Origin of the sequence: Acetivibrio cellulolyticus CD2 (genome assembly GCF_000179595.2) — a bacterium.
GTDB classification, from domain to species: Bacteria; Bacillota; Clostridia; order Acetivibrionales; family Acetivibrionaceae; genus Acetivibrio; species Acetivibrio cellulolyticus.
The window spans coordinates 1,593,439-1,612,929 of sequence record NZ_JH556653.1; the positions used below are offsets into that span (position 1 = coordinate 1,593,439).

General features: G+C 36.8%; 33 protein-coding genes, 1 rRNA gene and 2 other annotated features. All 34 genes read right to left on the bottom strand.

The window, feature by feature from the left end:
- Positions 1-53 precede the first annotated feature (53 nt).
- The gene (locus tag ACECE_RS0208985) at positions 54-899 is read right to left on the bottom strand and encodes an energy-coupling factor transporter ATPase (RefSeq protein WP_010246760.1); all 846 of its coding nucleotides are present in this window, start codon (positions 897-899) and stop codon (positions 54-56) included.
- Between the two features lie 76 nt (positions 900-975).
- On the bottom strand, positions 976-1,500 hold the full coding sequence (locus tag ACECE_RS0208990; protein WP_010246762.1) for a bL17 family ribosomal protein: 525 nt from the start codon (positions 1,498-1,500) through the stop codon (positions 976-978).
- A gap of 54 nt (positions 1,501-1,554) precedes the next feature.
- Entirely contained in the window at positions 1,555-2,502 is a 948-nt protein-coding gene (locus ACECE_RS0208995) for a DNA-directed RNA polymerase subunit alpha (protein ID WP_010246763.1), read from the bottom strand.
- A 157-nt stretch (positions 2,503-2,659) separates the two neighbouring features.
- Complete coding sequence (rpsD, locus tag ACECE_RS0209000) at positions 2,660-3,286, bottom strand: 30S ribosomal protein S4 (RefSeq protein WP_010246765.1); 627 nt, start codon at positions 3,284-3,286, stop codon at positions 2,660-2,662.
- A gap of 90 nt (positions 3,287-3,376) precedes the next feature.
- Positions 3,377-3,784 carry a 30S ribosomal protein S11 gene (rpsK, locus tag ACECE_RS0209005; RefSeq protein ID WP_010246767.1) on the bottom strand — a complete coding sequence of 136 codons (408 nt, stop codon included), beginning with the start codon at positions 3,782-3,784 and terminating at the stop codon, positions 3,377-3,379.
- A 21-nt stretch (positions 3,785-3,805) separates the two neighbouring features.
- Positions 3,806-4,177 (bottom strand): 30S ribosomal protein S13, encoded by a 372-nt coding sequence (gene rpsM / locus ACECE_RS0209010; RefSeq protein WP_010246769.1) that lies wholly within the window; start codon positions 4,175-4,177, stop codon positions 3,806-3,808.
- Between the two features lie 252 nt (positions 4,178-4,429).
- Positions 4,430-4,543, bottom strand: a complete 114-nt coding sequence (rpmJ, locus tag ACECE_RS0209015; RefSeq protein WP_010246774.1) for a 50S ribosomal protein L36 — start codon at positions 4,541-4,543, stop codon at positions 4,430-4,432.
- Positions 4,544-4,560: 17 nt separating this feature from the next.
- The gene (gene infA / locus ACECE_RS0209020; protein ID WP_010246776.1) at positions 4,561-4,779 is read right to left on the bottom strand and encodes a translation initiation factor IF-1; all 219 of its coding nucleotides are present in this window, start codon (positions 4,777-4,779) and stop codon (positions 4,561-4,563) included.
- Positions 4,780-4,834: 55 nt separating this feature from the next.
- Positions 4,835-5,110: a KOW domain-containing RNA-binding protein gene (locus ACECE_RS0209025; RefSeq protein ID WP_010246778.1), complete on the bottom strand. Its 276-nt coding sequence runs from the start codon at positions 5,108-5,110 to the stop codon at positions 4,835-4,837.
- Between the two features lie 31 nt (positions 5,111-5,141).
- Positions 5,142-5,912, bottom strand: a complete 771-nt coding sequence (gene map, locus ACECE_RS0209030) for a type I methionyl aminopeptidase (RefSeq protein ID WP_010246780.1) — start codon at positions 5,910-5,912, stop codon at positions 5,142-5,144.
- A complete protein-coding gene (locus ACECE_RS0209035; protein ID WP_010246782.1) occupies positions 5,913-6,560 on the bottom strand; it encodes an adenylate kinase in 648 nt (215 codons plus the stop codon). It abuts the gene before it with no gap.
- 122 nt (positions 6,561-6,682) lie between these two features.
- Positions 6,683-7,972, bottom strand: coding sequence for a preprotein translocase subunit SecY (secY, locus tag ACECE_RS0209040; RefSeq protein ID WP_010246784.1), 1,290 nt, complete (start codon positions 7,970-7,972; stop codon positions 6,683-6,685).
- A 1-nt stretch (position 7,973) separates the two neighbouring features.
- Entirely contained in the window at positions 7,974-8,417 is a 444-nt protein-coding gene (rplO, locus tag ACECE_RS0209045; protein ID WP_010246786.1) for a 50S ribosomal protein L15, read from the bottom strand.
- A gap of 16 nt (positions 8,418-8,433) precedes the next feature.
- On the bottom strand, positions 8,434-8,613 hold the full coding sequence (gene rpmD / locus ACECE_RS0209050; protein WP_010246788.1) for a 50S ribosomal protein L30: 180 nt from the start codon (positions 8,611-8,613) through the stop codon (positions 8,434-8,436).
- 12 nt (positions 8,614-8,625) lie between these two features.
- Complete coding sequence (rpsE, locus tag ACECE_RS0209055; RefSeq protein ID WP_010246789.1) at positions 8,626-9,126, bottom strand: 30S ribosomal protein S5; 501 nt, start codon at positions 9,124-9,126, stop codon at positions 8,626-8,628.
- A gap of 18 nt (positions 9,127-9,144) precedes the next feature.
- Complete coding sequence (gene rplR, locus ACECE_RS0209060; RefSeq protein ID WP_010246791.1) at positions 9,145-9,513, bottom strand: 50S ribosomal protein L18; 369 nt, start codon at positions 9,511-9,513, stop codon at positions 9,145-9,147.
- Between the two features lie 16 nt (positions 9,514-9,529).
- Entirely contained in the window at positions 9,530-10,078 is a 549-nt protein-coding gene (rplF, locus tag ACECE_RS0209065; RefSeq protein ID WP_010246793.1) for a 50S ribosomal protein L6, read from the bottom strand.
- Between the two features lie 167 nt (positions 10,079-10,245).
- Entirely contained in the window at positions 10,246-10,644 is a 399-nt protein-coding gene (rpsH, locus tag ACECE_RS0209070; RefSeq protein ID WP_010246795.1) for a 30S ribosomal protein S8, read from the bottom strand.
- A gap of 26 nt (positions 10,645-10,670) precedes the next feature.
- Positions 10,671-10,856: a type Z 30S ribosomal protein S14 gene (locus tag ACECE_RS0209075; RefSeq protein ID WP_010246797.1), complete on the bottom strand. Its 186-nt coding sequence runs from the start codon at positions 10,854-10,856 to the stop codon at positions 10,671-10,673.
- Between the two features lie 15 nt (positions 10,857-10,871).
- Positions 10,872-11,414, bottom strand: coding sequence for a 50S ribosomal protein L5 (gene rplE / locus ACECE_RS0209080; RefSeq protein WP_010246799.1), 543 nt, complete (start codon positions 11,412-11,414; stop codon positions 10,872-10,874).
- Positions 11,415-11,443: 29 nt separating this feature from the next.
- A complete protein-coding gene (rplX, locus tag ACECE_RS0209085; protein ID WP_010246801.1) occupies positions 11,444-11,791 on the bottom strand; it encodes a 50S ribosomal protein L24 in 348 nt (115 codons plus the stop codon).
- A gap of 18 nt (positions 11,792-11,809) precedes the next feature.
- On the bottom strand, positions 11,810-12,178 hold the full coding sequence (gene rplN, locus ACECE_RS0209090; RefSeq protein ID WP_010246803.1) for a 50S ribosomal protein L14: 369 nt from the start codon (positions 12,176-12,178) through the stop codon (positions 11,810-11,812).
- A gap of 24 nt (positions 12,179-12,202) precedes the next feature.
- Positions 12,203-12,460 carry a 30S ribosomal protein S17 gene (gene rpsQ, locus ACECE_RS0209095; protein ID WP_010246805.1) on the bottom strand — a complete coding sequence of 86 codons (258 nt, stop codon included), beginning with the start codon at positions 12,458-12,460 and terminating at the stop codon, positions 12,203-12,205.
- Between the two features lie 24 nt (positions 12,461-12,484).
- Positions 12,485-12,688 carry a 50S ribosomal protein L29 gene (gene rpmC, locus ACECE_RS0209100; protein ID WP_010246807.1) on the bottom strand — a complete coding sequence of 68 codons (204 nt, stop codon included), beginning with the start codon at positions 12,686-12,688 and terminating at the stop codon, positions 12,485-12,487.
- Positions 12,678-13,115 (bottom strand): 50S ribosomal protein L16, encoded by a 438-nt coding sequence (gene rplP / locus ACECE_RS0209105; RefSeq protein WP_010246809.1) that lies wholly within the window; start codon positions 13,113-13,115, stop codon positions 12,678-12,680. Before rplP ends, rpmC begins: the two co-directional genes overlap by 11 nt.
- Positions 13,115-13,783, bottom strand: coding sequence for a 30S ribosomal protein S3 (gene rpsC / locus ACECE_RS0209110; RefSeq protein WP_010246811.1), 669 nt, complete (start codon positions 13,781-13,783; stop codon positions 13,115-13,117). Before rpsC ends, rplP begins: the two co-directional genes overlap by 1 nt.
- Before the next feature lie 19 nt (positions 13,784-13,802).
- Entirely contained in the window at positions 13,803-14,180 is a 378-nt protein-coding gene (gene rplV, locus ACECE_RS0209115; protein ID WP_205410180.1) for a 50S ribosomal protein L22, read from the bottom strand.
- A 137-nt stretch (positions 14,181-14,317) separates the two neighbouring features.
- The gene (gene rpsS, locus ACECE_RS0209120; RefSeq protein WP_010246815.1) at positions 14,318-14,602 is read right to left on the bottom strand and encodes a 30S ribosomal protein S19; all 285 of its coding nucleotides are present in this window, start codon (positions 14,600-14,602) and stop codon (positions 14,318-14,320) included.
- Positions 14,603-14,661: 59 nt separating this feature from the next.
- The gene (gene rplB, locus ACECE_RS0209125; RefSeq protein WP_010246817.1) at positions 14,662-15,495 is read right to left on the bottom strand and encodes a 50S ribosomal protein L2; all 834 of its coding nucleotides are present in this window, start codon (positions 15,493-15,495) and stop codon (positions 14,662-14,664) included.
- A 42-nt stretch (positions 15,496-15,537) separates the two neighbouring features.
- Positions 15,538-15,891 carry a 50S ribosomal protein L23 gene (gene rplW / locus ACECE_RS0209130; protein ID WP_010246819.1) on the bottom strand — a complete coding sequence of 118 codons (354 nt, stop codon included), beginning with the start codon at positions 15,889-15,891 and terminating at the stop codon, positions 15,538-15,540.
- Positions 15,891-16,514: a 50S ribosomal protein L4 gene (gene rplD, locus ACECE_RS0209135; protein WP_010246821.1), complete on the bottom strand. Its 624-nt coding sequence runs from the start codon at positions 16,512-16,514 to the stop codon at positions 15,891-15,893. Before rplD ends, rplW begins: the two co-directional genes overlap by 1 nt.
- 23 nt (positions 16,515-16,537) lie before the next feature.
- On the bottom strand, positions 16,538-17,176 hold the full coding sequence (gene rplC / locus ACECE_RS0209140; protein ID WP_010247087.1) for a 50S ribosomal protein L3: 639 nt from the start codon (positions 17,174-17,176) through the stop codon (positions 16,538-16,540).
- Between the two features lie 93 nt (positions 17,177-17,269).
- Positions 17,270-17,581, bottom strand: a complete 312-nt coding sequence (gene rpsJ, locus ACECE_RS0209145; protein WP_010680913.1) for a 30S ribosomal protein S10 — start codon at positions 17,579-17,581, stop codon at positions 17,270-17,272.
- 1,152 nt (positions 17,582-18,733) lie between these two features.
- Positions 18,734-18,850, bottom strand: a 5S ribosomal RNA gene (gene rrf, locus ACECE_RS0209155).
- A gap of 155 nt (positions 18,851-19,005) precedes the next feature.
- Positions 19,006-19,263, bottom strand: a sequence feature (23S ribosomal RNA rRNA prediction is too short).
- A gap of 19 nt (positions 19,264-19,282) precedes the next feature.
- Positions 19,283-19,442: a sequence feature (23S ribosomal RNA rRNA prediction is too short), on the bottom strand.
- Positions 19,443-19,491: the final 49 nt, after the last annotated feature.

Genomic DNA, 19,491 nt, shown 5'->3' on the forward strand with positions numbered 1-19,491 from the left:
TTTACTTAGCTCTTTCCTTTTTATTTCATAAAGCATGTTGCTCCCTAAGTTTTCTAAAGAAGCTTCTTAATTGCCTCTGCTGCTTCGTCTACATCAATTATATTTGTGGGTAAATCAAACCCTTCATTTTTTAGTTCAAATAGCAGTTCTGTAACCTGAGGTACATCAAGGCCTAATTTTTTTATATCTTCAACCGCTGAAAAAACTTCTTTCGGTGTACCGTCTTTTACAATTCTGCCTTCGTCAATAACGAGTACCCTATCACCATAGACAGCTTCATCCATATGGTGCGTTATATGTATAACAGTTATTTTTTCTTCAATATTTAACTTTTTCATAACTGTAAGAACTTCTCTTCTTCCAACAGGATCAAGCATTGAAGTCGCTTCATCCAATATAATGCACTTTGGCTTCATTGCTAGAATTCCTGCAATTGCTACTCTTTGTTTTTGTCCTCCTGATAAGTTGTGAGGTGCGGACGTTCGCTGCTCCTCCAACCCTACAACTTTTAGTGAATCTTCTACTCTAAGTTTTATTTCATCGGACGGTACCCCCAAATTTTCAGGCCCAAAAGCAACATCTTCTTCAACCGATGTAGCTACTATCTGATTGTCAGGATTTTGGAATACCATTCCCACTGACTGTCTTATGTCCCAAAGCTGCTCATCTTCTGCCGTGTTGAAGTTGTTTATATAAACTGTACCTTTTGTTGGCAGAATTAGAGCGTTTGTTAGCCGAGCAAATGTTGATTTACCTGAACCATTTCTCCCAATAACTACAACGAATTTCCCCTGGTCAACTTTTATATTCAACCCAGAAACAGCTGGTCTGTTTTCAATTTCATCATGACTTTTGTATTTGTAGTCTGCGTCATCAAATCTAATAATCTGTCTGTCCATAAACAATACCATTCCCTAAAATTAAAAGAGGATTAGAGTGGAAAATAAGTCCACCTAATCCCCATAGTTCATTTTCTTATACAAACTCTAATATTACAACTTCAGCTCCATCGCCTTTTCTTGGACCTACTTTATAAATTCTAGTATATCCGCCATTTTTATCCTTGTACTTAGGAGCAATTTCATCAAAGAGCTTATTTGTAAGGCTTATTGTATTACCTTCAGCATCTTTAATTTTGTAGAACCAATTCATAGCTTTTCTTCTTGCATTAAGTCTTGAAGGATTATCTACAGCTTTCATATCTGTTTTAATTTCCCTCTCATTAACGAAATAAGCTTTGCCATTTTTAGATGTAACCTTGTTAGTTATTTTTACACCTTTTGGATCTAATTTAACAGCACTTACTTTAACTTGTTTTGCTGTAGTATTATCGCACTCTTTAACAGCTAATGCAATAAGCTTTTCAGCAATATTTTTAACTTCCTTGGCTCTAGCCTCGGTAGTTTCAATTTTACCATTTTCAAAGAGAGACGACACCAAACCCTTGAGCATTGCTTTTCTTTGGTCAGTTGCACGTCCTAATTTTCTTTGCGCTGGCATTCTTATACCTCCTTTACAACAAATCTTGTTGGCTTATTTTTGTTAAGCATTTGTTTAGTCTTCGCTCGGAGCTAATGCCAAACCTAATGCTTTGAGCTTGTTGAAAACTTCTTCCAGAGACTTTCTTCCAAGATTTCTAACCTTCATCATGTCTTCTTCAGTCCTGTTTGTGAGGTCTTCAACAGTATTTATTCCTGCTCTCTTTAAGCAGTTGTATGATCTAACTGACAAGTCAAGTTCTTCAATTGTCATTTCAAGAACTTTTTCCTTCTTAGTTTCTTCTTTTTCAACCATGATTTCAGCGTTCTTAGCGTTATCCGACAAATCTATGAACAGATTCAAATGTTCACTCATTATCTTTGCACCAAGGCTGATTGCCTCATCCGGCTTAATACTACCGTTAGTCCATACCTCAAGTGTCAATTTGTCATAGTCTGTTACCTGACCAACACGTGTATTTTCAACAGTATAGTTTACTTTACTTACCGGAGTATAAATAGAATCAACAGGTATAACACCAATAGGCTGACCTGGATGCTTGTTCTTTTCAGCCGAAACATAGCCGCGTCCTTTATCTAGCGATAACTCCATGTAAAGCTTATGATCACCACTTAAGGTTGCTATTTTGTGTTCAGGATTTAGGATTTCAACATCCGCATCTGCTTTAATATCAGCTGCAGTCACTTCTCCCTCTCCATCAGCATCAATATAAACAACTTTTGGTCCATCTCCATGAAGGTTTAAGGCTAAACCTTTTACATTAAGAATAATCTCTGTCACATCTTCAACTACACCAGGTACAGTTGAAAACTCATGTAATACACCGTCTATCTTTATTGAAGTTACAGCTATTCCAGGTAAAGATGAAAGTAAAATCCTTCTTAATGAATTACCAAGAGTAATTCCATATCCACGCTCTAAAGGCTCAACTACAAATTTGCCATAAGTGTTATCTTCGCTCGAAATCACACATTCTATTTTAGGCTTTTCAATTTCTATCATCAAAAACCCTCCTTTTTATAACAAATTTATTTTTTTGAGGGCAACTGATTCAATATTCTTTATCTCTAAACAAACCATATATTGAACTTCCATCTCTAAATTCAGAATCCTCAGTTGCTGAACCAAGCAAGTACACTTAATACTTATTATCTCTTTATTACTTGGAATATAACTCAACTATAAGGTTTTCTTTTAAAGGTAAGTCAACATCTTCTCTTGATGGAAGAGCAACTATTTTACTTGTAAGATTTTCAGCATCAAGTTCAAGCCACTTTGGAACAGCTTTTCCTGATGTGATATCTGCAATTGCCTTTATCTTTGGAGATGATTTGCTCTTTTCAACTACAGCTATAGCATCACCCAATTTTGTCAAATAAGATGGTATATTAACCTTCTTACCATTTACAGTGAAATGGCCATGTCTAACTAATTGTCTTGCTTCAGGTCTTGATGTAGCAAGTCCTAATCTATATACCACGTTATCAAGTCTTAATTCTAGGAGTTGGAGAAGGTTATCACCAGTAACTCCCTTTTTACTAACTGCCATTTCAAAATACTTTCTGAACTGGCCTTCAAGAACACCATAATATCTTCTTGCCTTTTGTTTTTCACGAAGCTGTATACCATATTCTGATAACTTCTTCCTGCCTTGTCCATGCTGTCCAGGAGCATAACCCCTTCTTGAAACCGAACATTTATTTGTATAGCATCTTTCCCCTTTTAAGAAAAGCTTTTCGCCTTCCCTACGGCAAAGTCTGCAAGATGCGTCGGTATATCTTGCCATTTATTTTTACACCTCCAACGAGTTTTAATTTGTAGATACAAATTTTTCTCTACTAAATAATTACTATTATTTTGAGATTAATGTAATATATTACACTCTTCTTCTTTTTGGTGGTCTGCAACCATTATGAGGGATTGGAGTAACATCCTTTATAAGACTTACTTCAAGACCTGCAGCTTGCAGAGCCCTAATTGCAGCTTCTCTACCTGAACCTGGTCCTTTAACGTAAACTTCAACTGTTTTTAAACCATGTTCCATAGCGGCTTTAGCTGCTGTCTCAGCAGCCATCTGTGCTGCAAATGGTGTACTCTTTCTTGATCCCCTGAAACCAAGAGCTCCTGCGCTTGACCATGAAAGTGCATTTCCCGATACATCGGTTAACGTAACAATTGTATTATTAAAAGTGGAGCGGATATGTGCAGCGCCACGCTCAATATTTTTACGTTCTTTTCTTTTTCTAGTGGGTCTTTTACCACTAGCTGCTGTTTTAGTTGCCATTAAATCGCCAACCTCCTTTTACTATTTCTTTCTTTGAGCTCCAACAGTTCTCTTTGGACCTTTTCTTGTTCTTGCATTTGTCTTTGTTCTCTGACCTCTACATGGCAGACCCATTCTGTGTCTTCTACCTCTGTAGCAGCCAACTTCCATCAATCTCTTGATGTTAAGTGACACTTCTCTTCTCAAGTCACCTTCAACTTTATATTCCTTATCAATACATTCTCTGAGTTTGCTTATTTCATCATCAGTTAAATCTCTGACTCTTGTGTCAGGATTAACACCAGTTTTCTCCAATATCTGGTTTGACAATGTTCTGCCAATTCCAAAGATATAGGTTAATCCAATTTCTACCCTTTTTTCTCTGGGTAAGTCGACTCCGGCAATACGTGCCATCTTTCTTTACACCTCCATAAAAATTCCGTAAAATAACTACTTATGCAAAACAGTCTGTAATTTTAAAATTAAATATATTAAATGAACAATCCAGGGCATAAATAAACTTCCTCTGTCAGATTGGCAAAGAAACATTATTTATGCAGCCGCCCCCGTATGTTATTTTTAATCTATCTGATGACAGTTGACAAAAGACAGTCTATATATATTTAACGATAAGTACTGTCCATTGTCAACTGTCATCTGAAATATTTAACCTTGTCTTTGCTTATGCTTAGGATTTTGACAGATAACCATTACTCTGCCTTTCCTTCTGATTATTTTGCATTTTTCACAAATAACTTTAACAGATGGTTTTACTTTCATGTTTAATCCTCCTTCTACTACTTTGCTCTCCAAGTTATTCTACCTCGGGTCAAATCATAAGGAGATAACTCAAGTGTAACCTTATCTCCCGGCAGAATCCTGATAAAATTCATCCTCAACTTTCCTGATATGTGGGCAAGAATTTTGTGCCCATTATCAAGCTCTACCTCAAACATCGCATTTGGCAATGCTTCTACAACTTTACCTTCAACTTCAATAACATCTTCCTTTGACAAGACTCAAATCCCTCCTTACCTGCTTTGAAACCCATTTCTTTTAGCTAGATTATACTTATTCCTCTTTTGCCTCACCGAATTCCGATAAAGCCTTTCGTATCTCAGAGTTAGAAACTCTAACTTTCTTCTCCAGCTTATCACCTAACGGTATAATAACTTCCCCGGTAATCTTTAAATGCTTTACTTTCTTTCTTTTAGCATTTTCAATTCTTCTAAGGTCTCCGTCTGATATCATCACATAAAATTCATCTATAATATCAATTACAATAAATTTTTTCCCTTCATCCCTGCCAGCCTTTGAATAAACCACTTGCCCAAGGGTTAAGTTCATTTAGTTTCACCTCTGTTTATTGCCTGGATCCTTAGTCCAATATTGTCAATATAACCGGCTCATTCTCCGTCACAGCTATTGTATTTTCATAGTGGGCCGAAAGCATACCGTCTGCAGTTACAACCGTCCATTTATTTTTGAGAAGCTCAACTCTGTAAGTACCTTCATTAACCATCGGTTCGACAGCTAGTGTCATACCATGTTGTAACCTTGGACCTCTTTCCCTGCTACGGTAATTTGGTATCTGAGGCTCTTCGTGCATTTCCCTGCCAATACCATGCCCTACATATTCCCGGACAACAGTGTATCCATTGGAAGCTATGTAGTCCTCTATAGCAGAAGATATATCAATTATTCTGTTTCCCTCTACTGCATTTTTTATCCCCTCAAAGAAGCTTTGTTTTGTTGCTTCAATAAGCTTTTCAGCTTCAGGAGATATTTTACCTACAGCAAAGGTCCTTGCAGCATCACCATGAAATCCGTTTAAATATGCACCGATATCAATACTTATAATATCGCCATCTTTTAATTCCCTTAAACCTGGAATCCCATGTACAACTTCATTATTTACTGAAGCGCATATACTTGAAGGATAGTCTATTCCACCTGGGTACGGACACTTGTAACCTTTAAAAGAAGGTATTGCACCACTTTTTCTGATGACTTCTTCTACAATCCTATCCAGTTCTAAAGTCGTAACACCAGGCTTTATAGACTCTTCAACTTTCTTATGAGCAAGCGCTACAACTTCCCCAGCCTTTCTCATAAGATCCAACTCATTTTTTGTTTTTATCGATATCATTTACATTCCACCTAAAGCTTTTTTTACACAGCTCGTAGTATCATCGATATTATCTTGTCCTTCAACAGTGACAAGCTTGTTATCTTTCTCATAATACTCAATAAGAGGTTCAGTTTGCTTATGATAAGTTGAAAGTCTCTGAAGTACAGTTTCTTCCCTGTCATCTTCTCTTTGAATAACAACTTCACCACAATTTTTACAAACATTTCCCTCTGCTGGTGGATTGAAAACTACATGGTAGCTCATTCCACACTTTGTACATACTCTACGGCCGCCCATCCTTGTGATTATTTCACTATCCGGAACTTCGATATTCAATACTACGTCCAAGGTAGCTCCCATTTCATTAAGGATTTCATCAAGCTTCTCCGCCTGATAAACCGTCCTAGGAAAGCCGTCAAGTATAAAACCCTTTTCGCAGTCAGACTGTTTCAGTCTGTCGCTTACTATATCAATTGTAACTTCATCAGGTACAAGTAATCCCTTATCAATATATTCTTTGGCTTTCTTTCCAAGTTCAGTGCCATTCTTTATATTGCTTCTGAATATATCTCCTGTAGATATATGAGGTATCTTATACCACTCTGAAATATTTACTGCCTGTGTCCCCTTACCTGAACCGGGGGCACCTAATAGTACAACTTTCATCTCTTGCCTCCAAAATACGCAAATCACAAAGATCTATATAGTACTTTTGCAAAACATTATATTCATTTCTGACAAATGTTTTACAAATGTACTTTTTTTGTGGTCTGTATGTCTACATAATCTTACTCTAAAAATCCTTTATAGTGTCTCATCAACATCTGTGATTCAATCTGTTTAACAGTATCTAATGCAACACCAACAAGGATCAAAACGCTGGTTCCAGAAAACCAAACGTTATCAATATGAGTTATAGCCCCAACTACAGATGGGAAAATCTGAATCACCGCAAGGAATAATGCTGAGAACCATGTAATTCTATTTAAAACTTTAGTAATGTAATCTGATGTAGGCTTACCAGGTCTTATTCCAGGTATAAATCCACCGTTCTTCTTCATATTGTTTGCAAGTTCAACAGGATTGAACTGGATATACGTATAGAAGAATGTAAAGAACATTATCAATAAACCAGACAATATTGATATTTCAATATGGCTTTGCATATTTCTAAAATATTTCACAATCCAATTTTCCGAGGTTGGTGCAAAGAACCCAACCAATGTTGATGGTAATGCAACAAAAGACATAGCAAATATGATCGGAATAACGCCGGCAAGATTAACCTTGATAGGTATGTGTGTACTCTGTCCGCCGTACATCTTTCTACCTACAACTCTCTTTGCATACTGTACTGGTATTCTTCTTTCAGCCTGTTGTATCCAAACAACTAAAGCTATTATAAGTAAGAACACGAAAAGTACAGCTGCGAGTCCAAGAACTCCAAGAATTCCGGTTCCACCAAACTTACCCATTTTAAAGTTACTCCATAGTGCCCAAGCACCTTGAGGCGCCCTGGAAACAATACCACCAAAAATCAAAAGCGAAATACCATTTCCTATGCCATACTCGGTTAACTGTTCTCCTAGCCACATCAGGAACGCAGTACCTGCAGTGAAAGACAATGTAATAGTGGCAAATGCAAACACTCCTGGGTTTGAAACTGCGCCTCTGAGTCCAAAATATAGTCCAGTTGCTTGCAAGAAAGCTAAAACAACTGTTCCATACCTAATATATCTACCTATAATCTTTCTGCCTTCTTCGCCTTCCTTAGCAAGTTGTTCAAGTTTCGGAATTGCTACGGTTAAAAGCTGCATAATGATCGAAGAGTTTACATATGGTGTTATGCTCATCGCAAATATTGTGGCATTTGAAAATGCACCGCCCGAGACTATATCGAAGAAGCCGAATATTGTTCCAGTACCAGCTAATTCTTTAAGTTTTGATGCAATCATTCCAGGTACAGGTACGTGAGAACCTAACCTGAATATAATAAGTATAACCAAACTTATAAGCATTTTTCTTCTTAAATCGGGAATTTTAAAGGCATTTTTTATAGTTTCAAGCATTCCACCCATATTATATCACCTCGGCCTTTCCTCCCGCAGCCTCAATTTTCTCTGAAGCCGTCTTCGTAAATCTTGCTGCTTTAACTGTAAGTTTCTTACTAAGCTCGCCATTTCCTAAGATTGCAACTCCATCAACGACTTTCTTTACAAGTCCTTTTTCAATTAATACTTCAGGTGTTATAACTGTACCGTTTTCGAAAGCATTTAGATCTGATACATTTACCTCAGCATATACTTTCGCAAACAACTTATTGTTAAATCCTCTCTTTGGAATTCTTCTATAGAGAGGCATCTGTCCACCTTCGAAACCAGGTCTTACCCCACCACCTGCACGTGCATTTTGTCCTTTATGACCTTTGCCTGCAGTTTTTCCATTACCTGTACCGACACCTCTGCCTTTTCTTTTAGGAGCTTTTGATGAACCTGGTGCAGGCTGTAATTCAAACAACTTCATGGATTACACCTCCTTTTTAAACTTCTTCTACTGATAAAACATGTTCTACTTTTTTTATCATTCCTCTAATTTGTTCATTGTCCTGTTGCTCAACTACGGATCTTATCTTTCTCAATCCTAAAGCTTTCACAGTAGCTAACTGACCATCTTTAAGTTTATTGGTACTCTTTACCAAAGTAATTTTAAGCTTAGCCACTAGAGTTCCCTCCTAACCTAATACTTCTTCTACAGTTTTATTTCTGAGTTTAGCCACTTCTTCTACTGTCTTCAAACGTGAAAGTCCTTCAATAGTAGCGTGAACCATATTTATAGGATTATTTGATCCTAAAGACTTTGTCCTTATATCACGAATCCCTGTGAGTTCAAGAACCGCTCTTACAGGTCCACCAGCTATAACTCCAGTACCTTCTCCTGCTGGCTTAATTAATACTTTACCAGCACCATATTCTCCAGTTACCTCGTGTGGAATTGTTGACTCAACTAAAGGCACTTTTATTAGATTCTTCTTAGCATCTTCTATACCTTTTCTGATAGCATCAGGTATTTCAGCAGCTTTACCCATTCCAGCGCCTACATGCCCGTTTTCGTCACCAACAACAACCAAAGCACTGAAACGGAAGTTTCTACCACCCTTAACAACCTTGGTAACACGACCGATGTTTACTACTTTTTCTTTTAACTCCAATACACTGGCATCAATACGTTGCAATTGTTCTCCCTCCTTCTACTAAAACTCTAAGCCTGCTTCTCTAGCAGCTTCTGCTAATTCTTTTACACGTCCGTGGTATATATAACCGCCTCTATCAAACACGACTTTCTTAATTCCGCTATTTAAAGCTTTAGTAGCTACCAACTTACCAACTTCTTTGGCTGCATCCTTATTTCCACAAAAGCTAAGTTTACCTTTAATTTCTTTGTCCAGCGTTGAAGCTGATACAAGAGTCTTTCCTGTGGAATCATCTATAATCTGAGCGTACATATTGCTTAAACTTCTAAATACGTTCAAACGTGGACGTTCAGTAGTTCCAACTACCTTTTTACGTACTCTTGCGTGCTTTCTAACTCTAGCTATATTAGAACCAGGTTTTGTTATCATTTAGTCTCACTCCTTTTTACTTCTTACCCTTACCGCCGGTTTTACCCTCTTTGCGTCTGATAATTTCAGTTTCGTACTTGATACCCTTACCCTTATATGGTTCAGGCTCTCTCTTGCTTCTTATTTTAGCAGCAAATTCGCCCACTACCTGTTTGTCTATACCTTTAACAATAATCTTGTTTTGAGCAGGTACATCAACAGTTATTCCTGCAGGTTCTTCCATTTCAACAGGATGGGAGTATCCTAAAGTAAGAACTAATTTCTTTCCTTGCTTTTGTGCTCTGTATCCAACACCGTTTATATCCAATGCTTTTTCAAAACCTTGAGTTACTCCAGTAACCATGTTGTTTATTAAAGACCTTGTTAAACCGTGAAGAGCTCTATGTTGTTTTTCATCGGATGGTCTTTCAACTAATATCTTACCATTTTCAATCTTAATTGTCATATCTTTATGAAATTCTTTTTCTAAAGTTCCTTTTGCCCCTTTAACAGTCAAAGTATTATCTTTAAGCTTTACATCTACTCCGGCTGGTATAGTTACGGGCATTCTGCCAATTCTTGACATCTTTTTGCCTCCTGTTCTTAATATTGAGAGTTCCGAATCTTATCGGAAACTCTTTTCAGAATCTAATATTCCTTTAGATACTCAACTGTAAAGATAAATTTACGATTTGCTATTCAAGTCAAACAGCATCTCATCAAATTTATCTAATTTACATTTGGGTATCAATATTACCATACGAATGCTAAAACTTCTCCTCCAACGCCTTCCTTACGAGCCTTCTTGTCTGTCATAATACCTTTTGAAGTTGAAATTATAGCTATTCCCAGGCCTCCAAGTACTTTAGGTACTTCTCCCTTGCCTGTGTAAACTCTAAGACCAGGTTTACTGATTCTCTTTATACCTGTAATAATATTTTGCTTATTTCCGGTATATTTTAGAGAAATTCTCATTATTCCCTGTTTACCATCATCAATTTCTTCAACACTCTTTATAAAACCTTCTTCTAATAGAATACCTGCTATAGACCTCTTCAAATTAGAAGCTGGTATATCAACTGTAACATGTTTTGCAGAACTAGCATTTCTTATCCTGGTCAACATATCTGCTATGGTATCAGTCACTTGCATATGTTTAACCTCCTTTCGTAAGTTTACTACCAACTTGCTTTTCTAACACCAGGTATCTGACCTTTGTAAGCCAGCTCCCTGAAGCAAAGACGGCATATTCCGAATTTCCTGATATAGGCATGTGGCCTTCCACATAATTTACATCTATTATAAGCTCTTGTCTTAAACTTAGGCGCTCTTTGCTGCTTTATAACCATTGATTTTTTTGCCACGCTCTAATCCCTCCTTTAGCTCTGGCTAAACGGCATACCGAGCAACTTAAGAAGCTCTCTTGCTTCTTCATCGTTCTGAGCCGTTGTAACGAATGTTATATCCATTCCTCTTATCTTTTCGACTTTATCGTAATCTATTTCAGGGAAAATAAGCTGATCTTTTACTCCCATTGAGTAATTACCTCTACCGTCAAAAGAATTTACCGGAACACCTCTAAAATCTCTAACTCTTGGTAGGGCAATATATAAAAGTCTATAAGCAAACTCATACATCATATTCCCTCTAAGAGTTACCTTACAACCTATATTCATTCCTTGTCTCAGCTTAAAAGCTGCAACTGACTTTTTCGCCTTTGTTATAATAGGCTTTTGTCCTGTTATAAGAGCCATGTCATTAGCAGCAGCATCTAATGCCTTTGCATTTTCCTTAACATCGCCTACACCCATATTTAAAACTATCTTTTCCAATTTGGGTATCTGCATTGCACTTGTATATTTAAACTTTTCTTTTAAAGCTGGTGCAACTTCTTTAACATATTTGTCTTTCAAACTTGGCATTTATAAACCTCCTTTCAAAAAGAGTATTTCTATCCCTTTTTAACTTCCTTAATAGTATCTATAACTTCATTACACTTTTTGCATACTCTATCTTTTTCGCCACTTTCCAAAACTTTTTTACCAACTCTTGTCGGCTTTCCGCATCTAGGACACACTAGCATAACTTTTGAGCTGTGTATAGGTGACTCCTGATGAATAATTCCACCTTGTTGAGTCTGTGATTTTGGTTTCTTGTGTTTTGTAGACATGTTAACGCCTTCTACTAAAACTCTTCCGTTATCTGGATAAACCGCAAGCACTTTTCCTTTCTTGCTCTCATCTTTACCGTTTAATACGATAACAGTGTCTCCTTTTTTTACATGGATCTTACTGTTCAATGTAAGCCGCCTCCTCCCTTATAATACTTCTGGTGCGAGGGACAAAATTTTCATATATTCATTATCCCTTAATTCTCTTGCAACAGGGCCAAATATACGTGTTCCCCTTGGATTCTTATCATCTTTTATAATAACTGCAGCATTCTCATCAAATTTTATATATGAACCGTCTGCTCTTCTAACGCCTCTTTTTGTACGAACTATAACGCATTTAACTACATCGCCTTTTTTAACAACACCACCGGGTGTTGCATCTTTAACCGAAGCAACGATTACATCTCCTATATTGGCATACTTTCTCCAGGAACCACCAAGCACTTTAATGCACATTATCTTCTTCGCCCCTGTGTTATCAGCAACCTTAAGAGTTGATTGTACTTGAATCATGGTTAAACCTCCTTTCGATCATTACTAACGAGCTCTTTCAATAATTTCTACCAGTCTCCATCTCTTATCCTTACTAAGAGGTCTGGTTTCCATAACTTTAACTTTATCTCCAACTTTACACTCATTTTTTTCATCATGAGCCTTAAGTTTATAAGTTGTTTTTATAAACTTCTTATAAAGTGGATGTTTAACAGAACTTTCTATGCTAACAACAATTGTCTTATCCATTTTATCGCTGGTAACTTTACCAACTCTTGTTTTCCTCAATGCTCTTTCTTCCAATTGAATTTACCTCCCTTCAAGGTATTAGGCTTCTATACCCTTTAACTCTCTTTCCCTCATTACGGTCTTTATGCGAGCAATTGACTTCTTAACGTCCTTAAGCTTCATAGGGTTTTCAAGTTGGTTGGTAGCATGTTGAAATCTCAATTTAAACAGCTCCGACTTTAATTCCCCGAGCTCTTTTACTAATTCATCCTGTGATTTATCCCTTATCTCATTAGCTTTCATTTGCTTCACCACCCACTTCTTCTTCACGTGCTACGAATTTACACTTAATGGGAAGTTTGTGCATAGCAAGTCTTAATGCTTCCCTTGCAGTTTCTTCCGGCACTCCAGCTATTTCAAACAGGATTCTTCCTGGTTTAACTACTGCCACCCAATATTCAGGTGATCCTTTACCGCTACCCATACGTGTTTCAGCTGGTTTTGATGTTACTGGTTTGTCTGGAAATATCTTTATCCAAACCTTACCGCCTCTTTTGATGAAACGTGTCAAAGCGACCCTGGCAGCTTCAATCTGATTGCTTGTTATCCATGCTGGTTCAGTAGCTTGTAAACCGAAATCGCCATTTATAACTGTATTTCCTCTTGTAGCTACGCCTCTCATTCTTCCTCTTTGAACTTTTCTACGTTTAACTCTCTTAGGCATTAACATTATTTATCTCCTCCTTCCGTCTTTCTTTCCCTTTTGACAGCTGGAAGAACTTCACCTTTGTATATCCACACTTTAACACCTAATTTACCGTAGGTTGTATCTGCTTCAGCAAATCCATAATCTACGTCTGCTCTAAGTGTCTGAAGTGGAATAGTACCTTCATGATAATGTTCAGTTCTTGCTATTTCTGCACCACCGACACGGCCTGCTACTTGAGTCTTTATACCCTTAGCGCCAAGTTTCATTGACCTTGTCATTGCTTGTTTCATTGCTTTTCTGAATGAAATTCTTTTTTCAAGCTGAGATGCTATATTTTCAGCAACTATTTGAGAATCCAACTCAGGAACCTTGATTTCAGTAATGTTTATCAATACGTTCTTCTGAGTCATTTTTTCAAGCTGCTTCCTGAGTTCTTCAATACCTGCACCACCTTTACCGATTACAAGACCTGGTTTAGCAGTATTTACATTTACTTTTACTTTATTTGCAGCTCTTTCTATTTCAATTCTCGAAATTCCTGATGTATAAAGCTTCTTTTTTATGAACTTCCTTATTTTGAAATCTTCAACAAGAAAATCACTAAAGTTCTTATTTCCAGCATACCATTTGGTATCCCAATCTTTTATTATACCTATTCTTAGGCCATGAGGATTAACCTTTTGTCCCATTATCCACCCTCCTTTTCTATTAGCTTCTTTCCTTAACTACTAATGTTATGTGACTAGTCCTTTTTCTGATCCTGTTTGCTCTACCTTGAGCTCTTGGCATAATTCTCTTTAAAGTAGGTCCTTGATTTGCAAATCCATCTGCTATATACAATTTATCTCTGTCAAGATTGTTATTGTTTGTAGCATTTGATTCAGCTGACCTTAAGAGTTTGAACAATATTTCTGAAGCTGCTTTTGGAGTGTACCTCAAAATAGCATATGCCTCATCAATATTCTTATTTTTAATAAGATCCATTACAATTTTAACTTTTCTTGAAGATATTCTTGCATGCATTAAAATTGCTTTACCTTGGTCCTTACCTATTCCTAATTCTTTCTTTTCAGCCTTTGTAAGCACTGCAGGCTTTTTTGATTTTGTATGTTTTGAGTTATAAACTTCTAATAAATTTTGTTTATTTTCAAGAAGTTCCGCTTGTTCCTTTTTAGCTGCTTTTGCTGCCAATTGGAATTCCTCCTTTCATTGTAGAATTACTTTTACTTTAATGCTGTTGACCTTTCAGTGTGGTTTCCGTGTCCTTTAAAGGTCCTTGTTGGAGCAAATTCTCCGAGTTTGTGTCCAACCATTTCTTCTGAAATATACACAGGTACATGCTTTCTTCCATCATGTACAGCTATTGTATGTCCAACCATCTGAGGGAAAATTGTTGATGCTCTTGACCAACTCTTTAAAACTTTCTTTTCGTTTTGAGCATTCATTTCTTCTATTCTCTTAAGAAGTTTTTCGTGTACAAATGGTCCCTTTTTAATTGATCTACTCATTAAGCCACGTCCTCCTTTCATTTACTACTTGAGTCCAGCTCATATCATTATAAGATTAATTACTTCTGGTTTCTTCTCTTAACAATAAACTTGTCGGATGCTTTCTTCTTCTTTCTTGTCTTCAAACCAAGTGTTGGTTTACCCCAAGGAGTAACAGGACTTGGTCTTCCTATAGGTGATTTACCTTCTCCACCACCATGAGGGTGATCGCATGGGTTCATAACAACACCACGAACTGTAGGTCTTATACCCATCCATCTTTTTCTACCAGCTTTACCGATTGAAACATTTTCATGTTCATGATTTCCAACTGTACCAATAGTAGCTTTGCAGTTTAACCTGAACATTCTTACTTCACCGGATGGAAGTCTAATTTGTGCAGAGTCATTTTCTTTTGCCATAAGCTGTGCTGAAATACCTGCTGATCTAACAAGTTGTGCACCTTTTCCAGGTTTTAATTCAATGTTGTGTATCAATGTACCAACAGGAATATTATGCAACTGAAGTGCATTACCTGGCTTGATATCAGCGTTTTCGCCGGATTCAACCACGTCACCAACTTTAAGGCCTTCTGGAGCTATGATGTATCTCTTTTCACCATCAGCATAATTTAACAATGCGATGTTTGCACTTCTGTTTGGATCGTATTCTATAGCTGTTACATTAGCCTTTATTCCATCTTTATCTCTCTTGAAATCTATTATTCTATATTTTTGTTTTGCTCCTCCACCCTGGTGGCGAACAGTAATCCTACCATATGAGTTTCTACCCGCATTTTTCTTTAAAGGCTGCAACAAAGATTTCTCTGGTTCTGTCTTTGTTATTTCGTCAAATGTCAAAACTGACATATCCCTTCTAGCAGGAGAAGTAGGGTTATACTTTTTAACAGGCATGTATTCTCACTCCTTTATAAATCTTACCTCAAAAGATTATGCTTATTGAGTTACTCCAAATTCTTCAATACTTGTCTTAAGCTTTTTGTTATCAGTTACTGCTTTACCACCTTTAGTCAAGTAGGATGTAGGCTTTGGATTGGTATCAATTTTAACAATTGCTTTTTTCCAATCCGGTCTTGGTCCTTGATGAACACCCATTCTTTTTTGCTTTCCTTCGCAATTAACTGTATTAACTTTAAGAACCTTAACACTAAATAACTTTTCTACCGCTTGCTTAATTTCTGTTTTTGTTGCCTTAACATCAACAATAAAGGTGTACTTTCCAGTTATCGCTTCCATATTACTCTTCTCAGTAATATGTGGTCTTTTTATAATATCTTCAGCTAATCTCATTATGCGTACACCTCCTCAACCTTTGATACAGCATCCTTTGTTATTATAAGTTTGCTGTGCTTCACTATATCATAAACATTAATAGTGTTTGCAAGTAATGTTTTTACTCCAGGTATATTGTTTGCTGATCTTTCAACATTTTCATTCTTATCAGCAATTAATATTACTGCAGTTCCATCAATTTTAAGATTTTTGAGCACTTCTGCCATTTGCTTAGTCTTTATTTTATCGAAATTCAACTTGTCGAGAACTATTATTTCATTCTCACTTACTTTCGATGAAAGTACAGACTTTAATGCAAGTCTCTTAACCTTCTTTGGAAGTGTGTATCTGTAGCTCCTTGGTTTAGGACCTAGAACAATACCACCTTTGATCCATTGTGCAGAACGAATACTTCCTTGTCTTGCTCTACCTGTACCTTTTTGTTTCCATGGCTTAATACCACCGCCACGAACTTCACTTTTTGTCTTTGTAGACTGAGTACCCTGTCTTTTATTTGCCAGTTGGTTCACAACTGCCTGATGAACAACTTCTTTATTTACATCAATACCAAAAACAGCTTCGCTTAAATCTATATCTCCAACTACCTTACCGTTCATATCATATAAATCAACTTTTGGCATTTTACTTCCTCCTTTCGCCTTTTCTATTTACCAGACTTTACAGTATTCTTTATAATTACGAGACCACCTTTTGCACCTGGAACAGCGCCTTTAACCAATAAAAGGTTTCTCTCAGCATCTACACGAACTATATCAAGGTTTTGAACTGTTACTCTTTCAACACCCATATGTCCTGGAAGTTTTTTACCTTTGAAAACTCTTGCAGGGCTAGTATTCGCACCCATGGAACCAACTCTTCTATGATACATTGAACCGTGGGTTAACGGACCAGTTTTATGGCCATGTCTCTTCATAACGCCTGCGAATCCTTTACCTTTTGAAATACCTGTAACGTCAATCTTCTCGCCATTCTCGAACATATCCGCTACTTTGATTTCCTGACCTGCCTCATATTTATCAAAGTCATCAGCACGGAATTCTCTAATATACTTTTTAGGTGCTACTTTAAGCTTTGAGAATTGTCCTTTTTGAGGCTTGTTTAGTCTCTTTTCATTTGCATCAGCAAATCCAACTTTAACAGCACCATAACCATCTGTTTCAACTGTCTTTTTTTGTATTACAGTACATGGACCTGCTTGAATTACTGTAACCGGAATTGCCAAACCAGCTTCATTAAATATCTGTGTCATTCCGATTTTTGTACCTAAAATAAATTTCTTCATCAAATTTCCCTCCTGTGGTTATTGGTTCACTCTAACATACCAGCATAATACGCGTTTAAGTGAACTTGACCTTATTTTGAAAGCAATTACTAATTAAAGTTTTATCTCGATGTCAACACCAGCTGGTAAGTCCAGTCTCATAAGTGCATCAACTGTCTTAGGTGTTGGCAACAGTATATCGATTAACCTCTTGTGAGTTCTCATCTCAAACTGTTCACGGGAATCTTTATACTTGTGTGGAGCTCTTAATATAGTTATTATTTCCTTTTCTGTAGGTAGCGGCACTGGCCCCGACACTTGTGCCCCAGTTCTTTTTGCAGTTTCAACTATTTTTTCAGCTGACTGGTCAAGAACCTGATGATCAAATGCTTTCAATCTGATTCTGATTTTTTGTTTGTTTGCCATACATAATCCTCCTTAAAATTGTTACGTACAACAAGATGTTCTCTGTACACTATGCCGGGTGTTTCCTGTTTCGTCGTATAAAAACCCAGGACAAATAACATGCCTTGAAGGCAGTTAAACCTGGGCTAAAAATAAGCAAATTCATGCACAGTTCATATACATCGCAAAATGTACAGTGACTTGTCGCCCGGTTTCTTCGAATCGGACATTCTCCACAAAAGTTACCTACTTAATAGTAGCAATCTCCTGTTTCATCGTATGCCACGTCACAACATTCAATATTTTACTACATATAAAAATATTTTTCAAGTATTTTTTTATTTTTATTTAACTGGAATTAATTGTTTCCATCTGGTTTAGATTAATCTTTATTTTTTAGATAAAACTCAACCCGAAACTCATTCGTTCTTCTCCGATAAACCTATAGGAAAAGAATATATTTCTGTTTCCTTCGAAACATCAATAGTAGATATTTGCTCCAGTAATTATTTCTACGCCAGGTTTCTTTGAAATACCTATATATAAAAAAAACTCGTCTTAAATTAATAAATCTATTAATGATCTTGTACATTATTCATTTCTTATATACCAAACTTTTATTCTTCAATGAAATATTTTATATGTTTGTTGTTGAAAATTCTATTTTCAAAACTCTGGATTTTAGAATGAATATTTTAGAATATTTATTCTTATATAATAGCATTAGTGTATTGGAAACACATTTCATTCTAGAGTTATCATATTACATCTATTAAAAAAAAGGCTCGCAGCTTTTCAAATTTATGTTTATATTTTATTTATATCCAACTTTAATTTTATATATGTTGAAGCATAAAGTTATTTATTTTTAAAGTATATGTTACAAAACTTTGCTGTTGTTTACAATATCACATCTGATTTTTAACCTTATACTATGTTTTTGTATAAAATCTTTGTGGATAAAGTTGTTATAGCGACAACCTTATCCACAAAACAAATCCTAAATTCCGTAACTTTATATCACATAAATTCAAAACCCTTATAAATATAGGATTGTAATTTTTGTGCGTGATATTTTCTATGGGAATTTAGGTTAACATCGCAAACTTTTATCAGAATATCTAGATACATAAAACAAGACCTTATGGCGTAAACCATAAGGTCTTGATATAAATCTGGCAGCGACTTACTTTCCCGGGACGTCTCCATCCAAGTATCATCAGCACTGAGAAGCTTAACTACCGTGTTCGGAATGGGAACGGGTGTGACCTTCTCGTTATAACCACCAGAAAATTGTAAACTTTTTAAGGTTCGATATTTTGCTCTCGCAAATATCGTTATGCACCTTCAAAAATATATAATGTTGGAATCAAGATGAAAAGCGGATTTTCTTCATTAAGACTTCTAAAAGACCTTTTCTACCTGTAAAATATTTGGTCAAGCCCTCGACCTATTAGTACCAGTCAGCTAAATACATTACTGCACTTACACCTCTGGCCTATCAACCATGTAGTCTACATGGGGTCTTACCCTTACGGTGGGATATCTCATCTTAGGGTGGGTTTCACGCTTAGATGCCTTCAGCGTTTATCCCTTCCGAACTTGGCTACCCAGCTATGCACTTGGTAGTACAACTGGTGCACCAGAGGTTCGTCCATCCCGGTCCTCTCGTACTAAGGACAGATCCCTTCAAATATCCTGCGCCCGCGACAGATAGGGACCGAACTGTCTCACGACGTTCTGAACCCAGCTCGCGTACCGCTTTAATTGGCGAACAGCCAAACCCTTGGAACCTACTTCAGCTCCAGGATGCGATGAGCCGACATCGAGGTGCCAAACCTCCCCGTCGATGTGGACTCTTGGGGGAGATCAGCCTGTTATCCCCAGGGTAGCTTTTATCCGTTGAGCGACGGCAATTCCACTTTCATACC

What these genes read in the sequence shown, in the direction of transcription:
- ACECE_RS0208985 (WP_010246760.1), bottom strand. Translation starts at nt 899, where the DNA reads ATGGACAGACAGATTATTAGATTTGATGACGCAGACTACAAATACAAA.
- ACECE_RS0208990 (WP_010246762.1), bottom strand. Translation starts at nt 1,500, where the DNA reads ATGCCAGCGCAAAGAAAATTAGGACGTGCAACTGACCAAAGAAAAGCA.
- ACECE_RS0208995 (WP_010246763.1), bottom strand. Translation starts at nt 2,502, where the DNA reads ATGATAGAAATTGAAAAGCCTAAAATAGAATGTGTGATTTCGAGCGAA.
- rpsD (WP_010246765.1), bottom strand. Translation starts at nt 3,286, where the DNA reads ATGGCAAGATATACCGACGCATCTTGCAGACTTTGCCGTAGGGAAGGC.
- rpsK (WP_010246767.1), bottom strand. Translation starts at nt 3,784, where the DNA reads ATGGCAACTAAAACAGCAGCTAGTGGTAAAAGACCCACTAGAAAAAGA.
- rpsM (WP_010246769.1), bottom strand. Translation starts at nt 4,177, where the DNA reads ATGGCACGTATTGCCGGAGTCGACTTACCCAGAGAAAAAAGGGTAGAA.
- rpmJ (WP_010246774.1), bottom strand. Translation starts at nt 4,543, where the DNA reads ATGAAAGTAAAACCATCTGTTAAAGTTATTTGTGAAAAATGCAAAATA.
- ACECE_RS0209025 (WP_010246778.1), bottom strand. Translation starts at nt 5,110, where the DNA reads ATGAACTTAACCCTTGGGCAAGTGGTTTATTCAAAGGCTGGCAGGGAT.
- map (WP_010246780.1), bottom strand. Translation starts at nt 5,912, where the DNA reads ATGATATCGATAAAAACAAAAAATGAGTTGGATCTTATGAGAAAGGCT.
- ACECE_RS0209035 (WP_010246782.1), bottom strand. Translation starts at nt 6,560, where the DNA reads ATGAAAGTTGTACTATTAGGTGCCCCCGGTTCAGGTAAGGGGACACAG.
- secY (WP_010246784.1), bottom strand. Translation starts at nt 7,972, where the DNA reads ATGGGTGGAATGCTTGAAACTATAAAAAATGCCTTTAAAATTCCCGAT.
- rplO (WP_010246786.1), bottom strand. Translation starts at nt 8,417, where the DNA reads ATGAAGTTGTTTGAATTACAGCCTGCACCAGGTTCATCAAAAGCTCCT.
- rplR (WP_010246791.1), bottom strand. Translation starts at nt 9,513, where the DNA reads ATGATAACAAAACCTGGTTCTAATATAGCTAGAGTTAGAAAGCACGCA.
- rplF (WP_010246793.1), bottom strand. Translation starts at nt 10,078, where the DNA reads ATGTCAAGAATTGGCAGAATGCCCGTAACTATACCAGCCGGAGTAGAT.
- rpsH (WP_010246795.1), bottom strand. Translation starts at nt 10,644, where the DNA reads ATGCAAGTGACTGATACCATAGCAGATATGTTGACCAGGATAAGAAAT.
- rplE (WP_010246799.1), bottom strand. Translation starts at nt 11,414, where the DNA reads ATGCCAAGTTTGAAAGACAAATATGTTAAAGAAGTTGCACCAGCTTTA.
- rplN (WP_010246803.1), bottom strand. Translation starts at nt 12,178, where the DNA reads ATGATTCAAGTACAATCAACTCTTAAGGTTGCTGATAACACAGGGGCG.
- rpmC (WP_010246807.1), bottom strand. Translation starts at nt 12,688, where the DNA reads ATGAAAGCTAATGAGATAAGGGATAAATCACAGGATGAATTAGTAAAA.
- rplP (WP_010246809.1), bottom strand. Translation starts at nt 13,115, where the DNA reads ATGTTAATGCCTAAGAGAGTTAAACGTAGAAAAGTTCAAAGAGGAAGA.
- rpsC (WP_010246811.1), bottom strand. Translation starts at nt 13,783, where the DNA reads ATGGGACAAAAGGTTAATCCTCATGGCCTAAGAATAGGTATAATAAAA.
- rpsS (WP_010246815.1), bottom strand. Translation starts at nt 14,602, where the DNA reads ATGAGTAGATCAATTAAAAAGGGACCATTTGTACACGAAAAACTTCTT.
- rplB (WP_010246817.1), bottom strand. Translation starts at nt 15,495, where the DNA reads ATGCCTGTTAAAAAGTATAACCCTACTTCTCCTGCTAGAAGGGATATG.
- rplW (WP_010246819.1), bottom strand. Translation starts at nt 15,891, where the DNA reads ATGAGATTAGCTGAAGATATTATAAAAAGACCACATATTACTGAGAAG.
- rplD (WP_010246821.1), bottom strand. Translation starts at nt 16,514, where the DNA reads ATGCCAAAAGTTGATTTATATGATATGAACGGTAAGGTAGTTGGAGAT.
- rplC (WP_010247087.1), bottom strand. Translation starts at nt 17,176, where the DNA reads ATGAAGAAATTTATTTTAGGTACAAAAATCGGAATGACACAGATATTT.
- rpsJ (WP_010680913.1), bottom strand. Translation starts at nt 17,581, where the DNA reads ATGGCAAACAAACAAAAAATCAGAATCAGATTGAAAGCATTTGATCAT.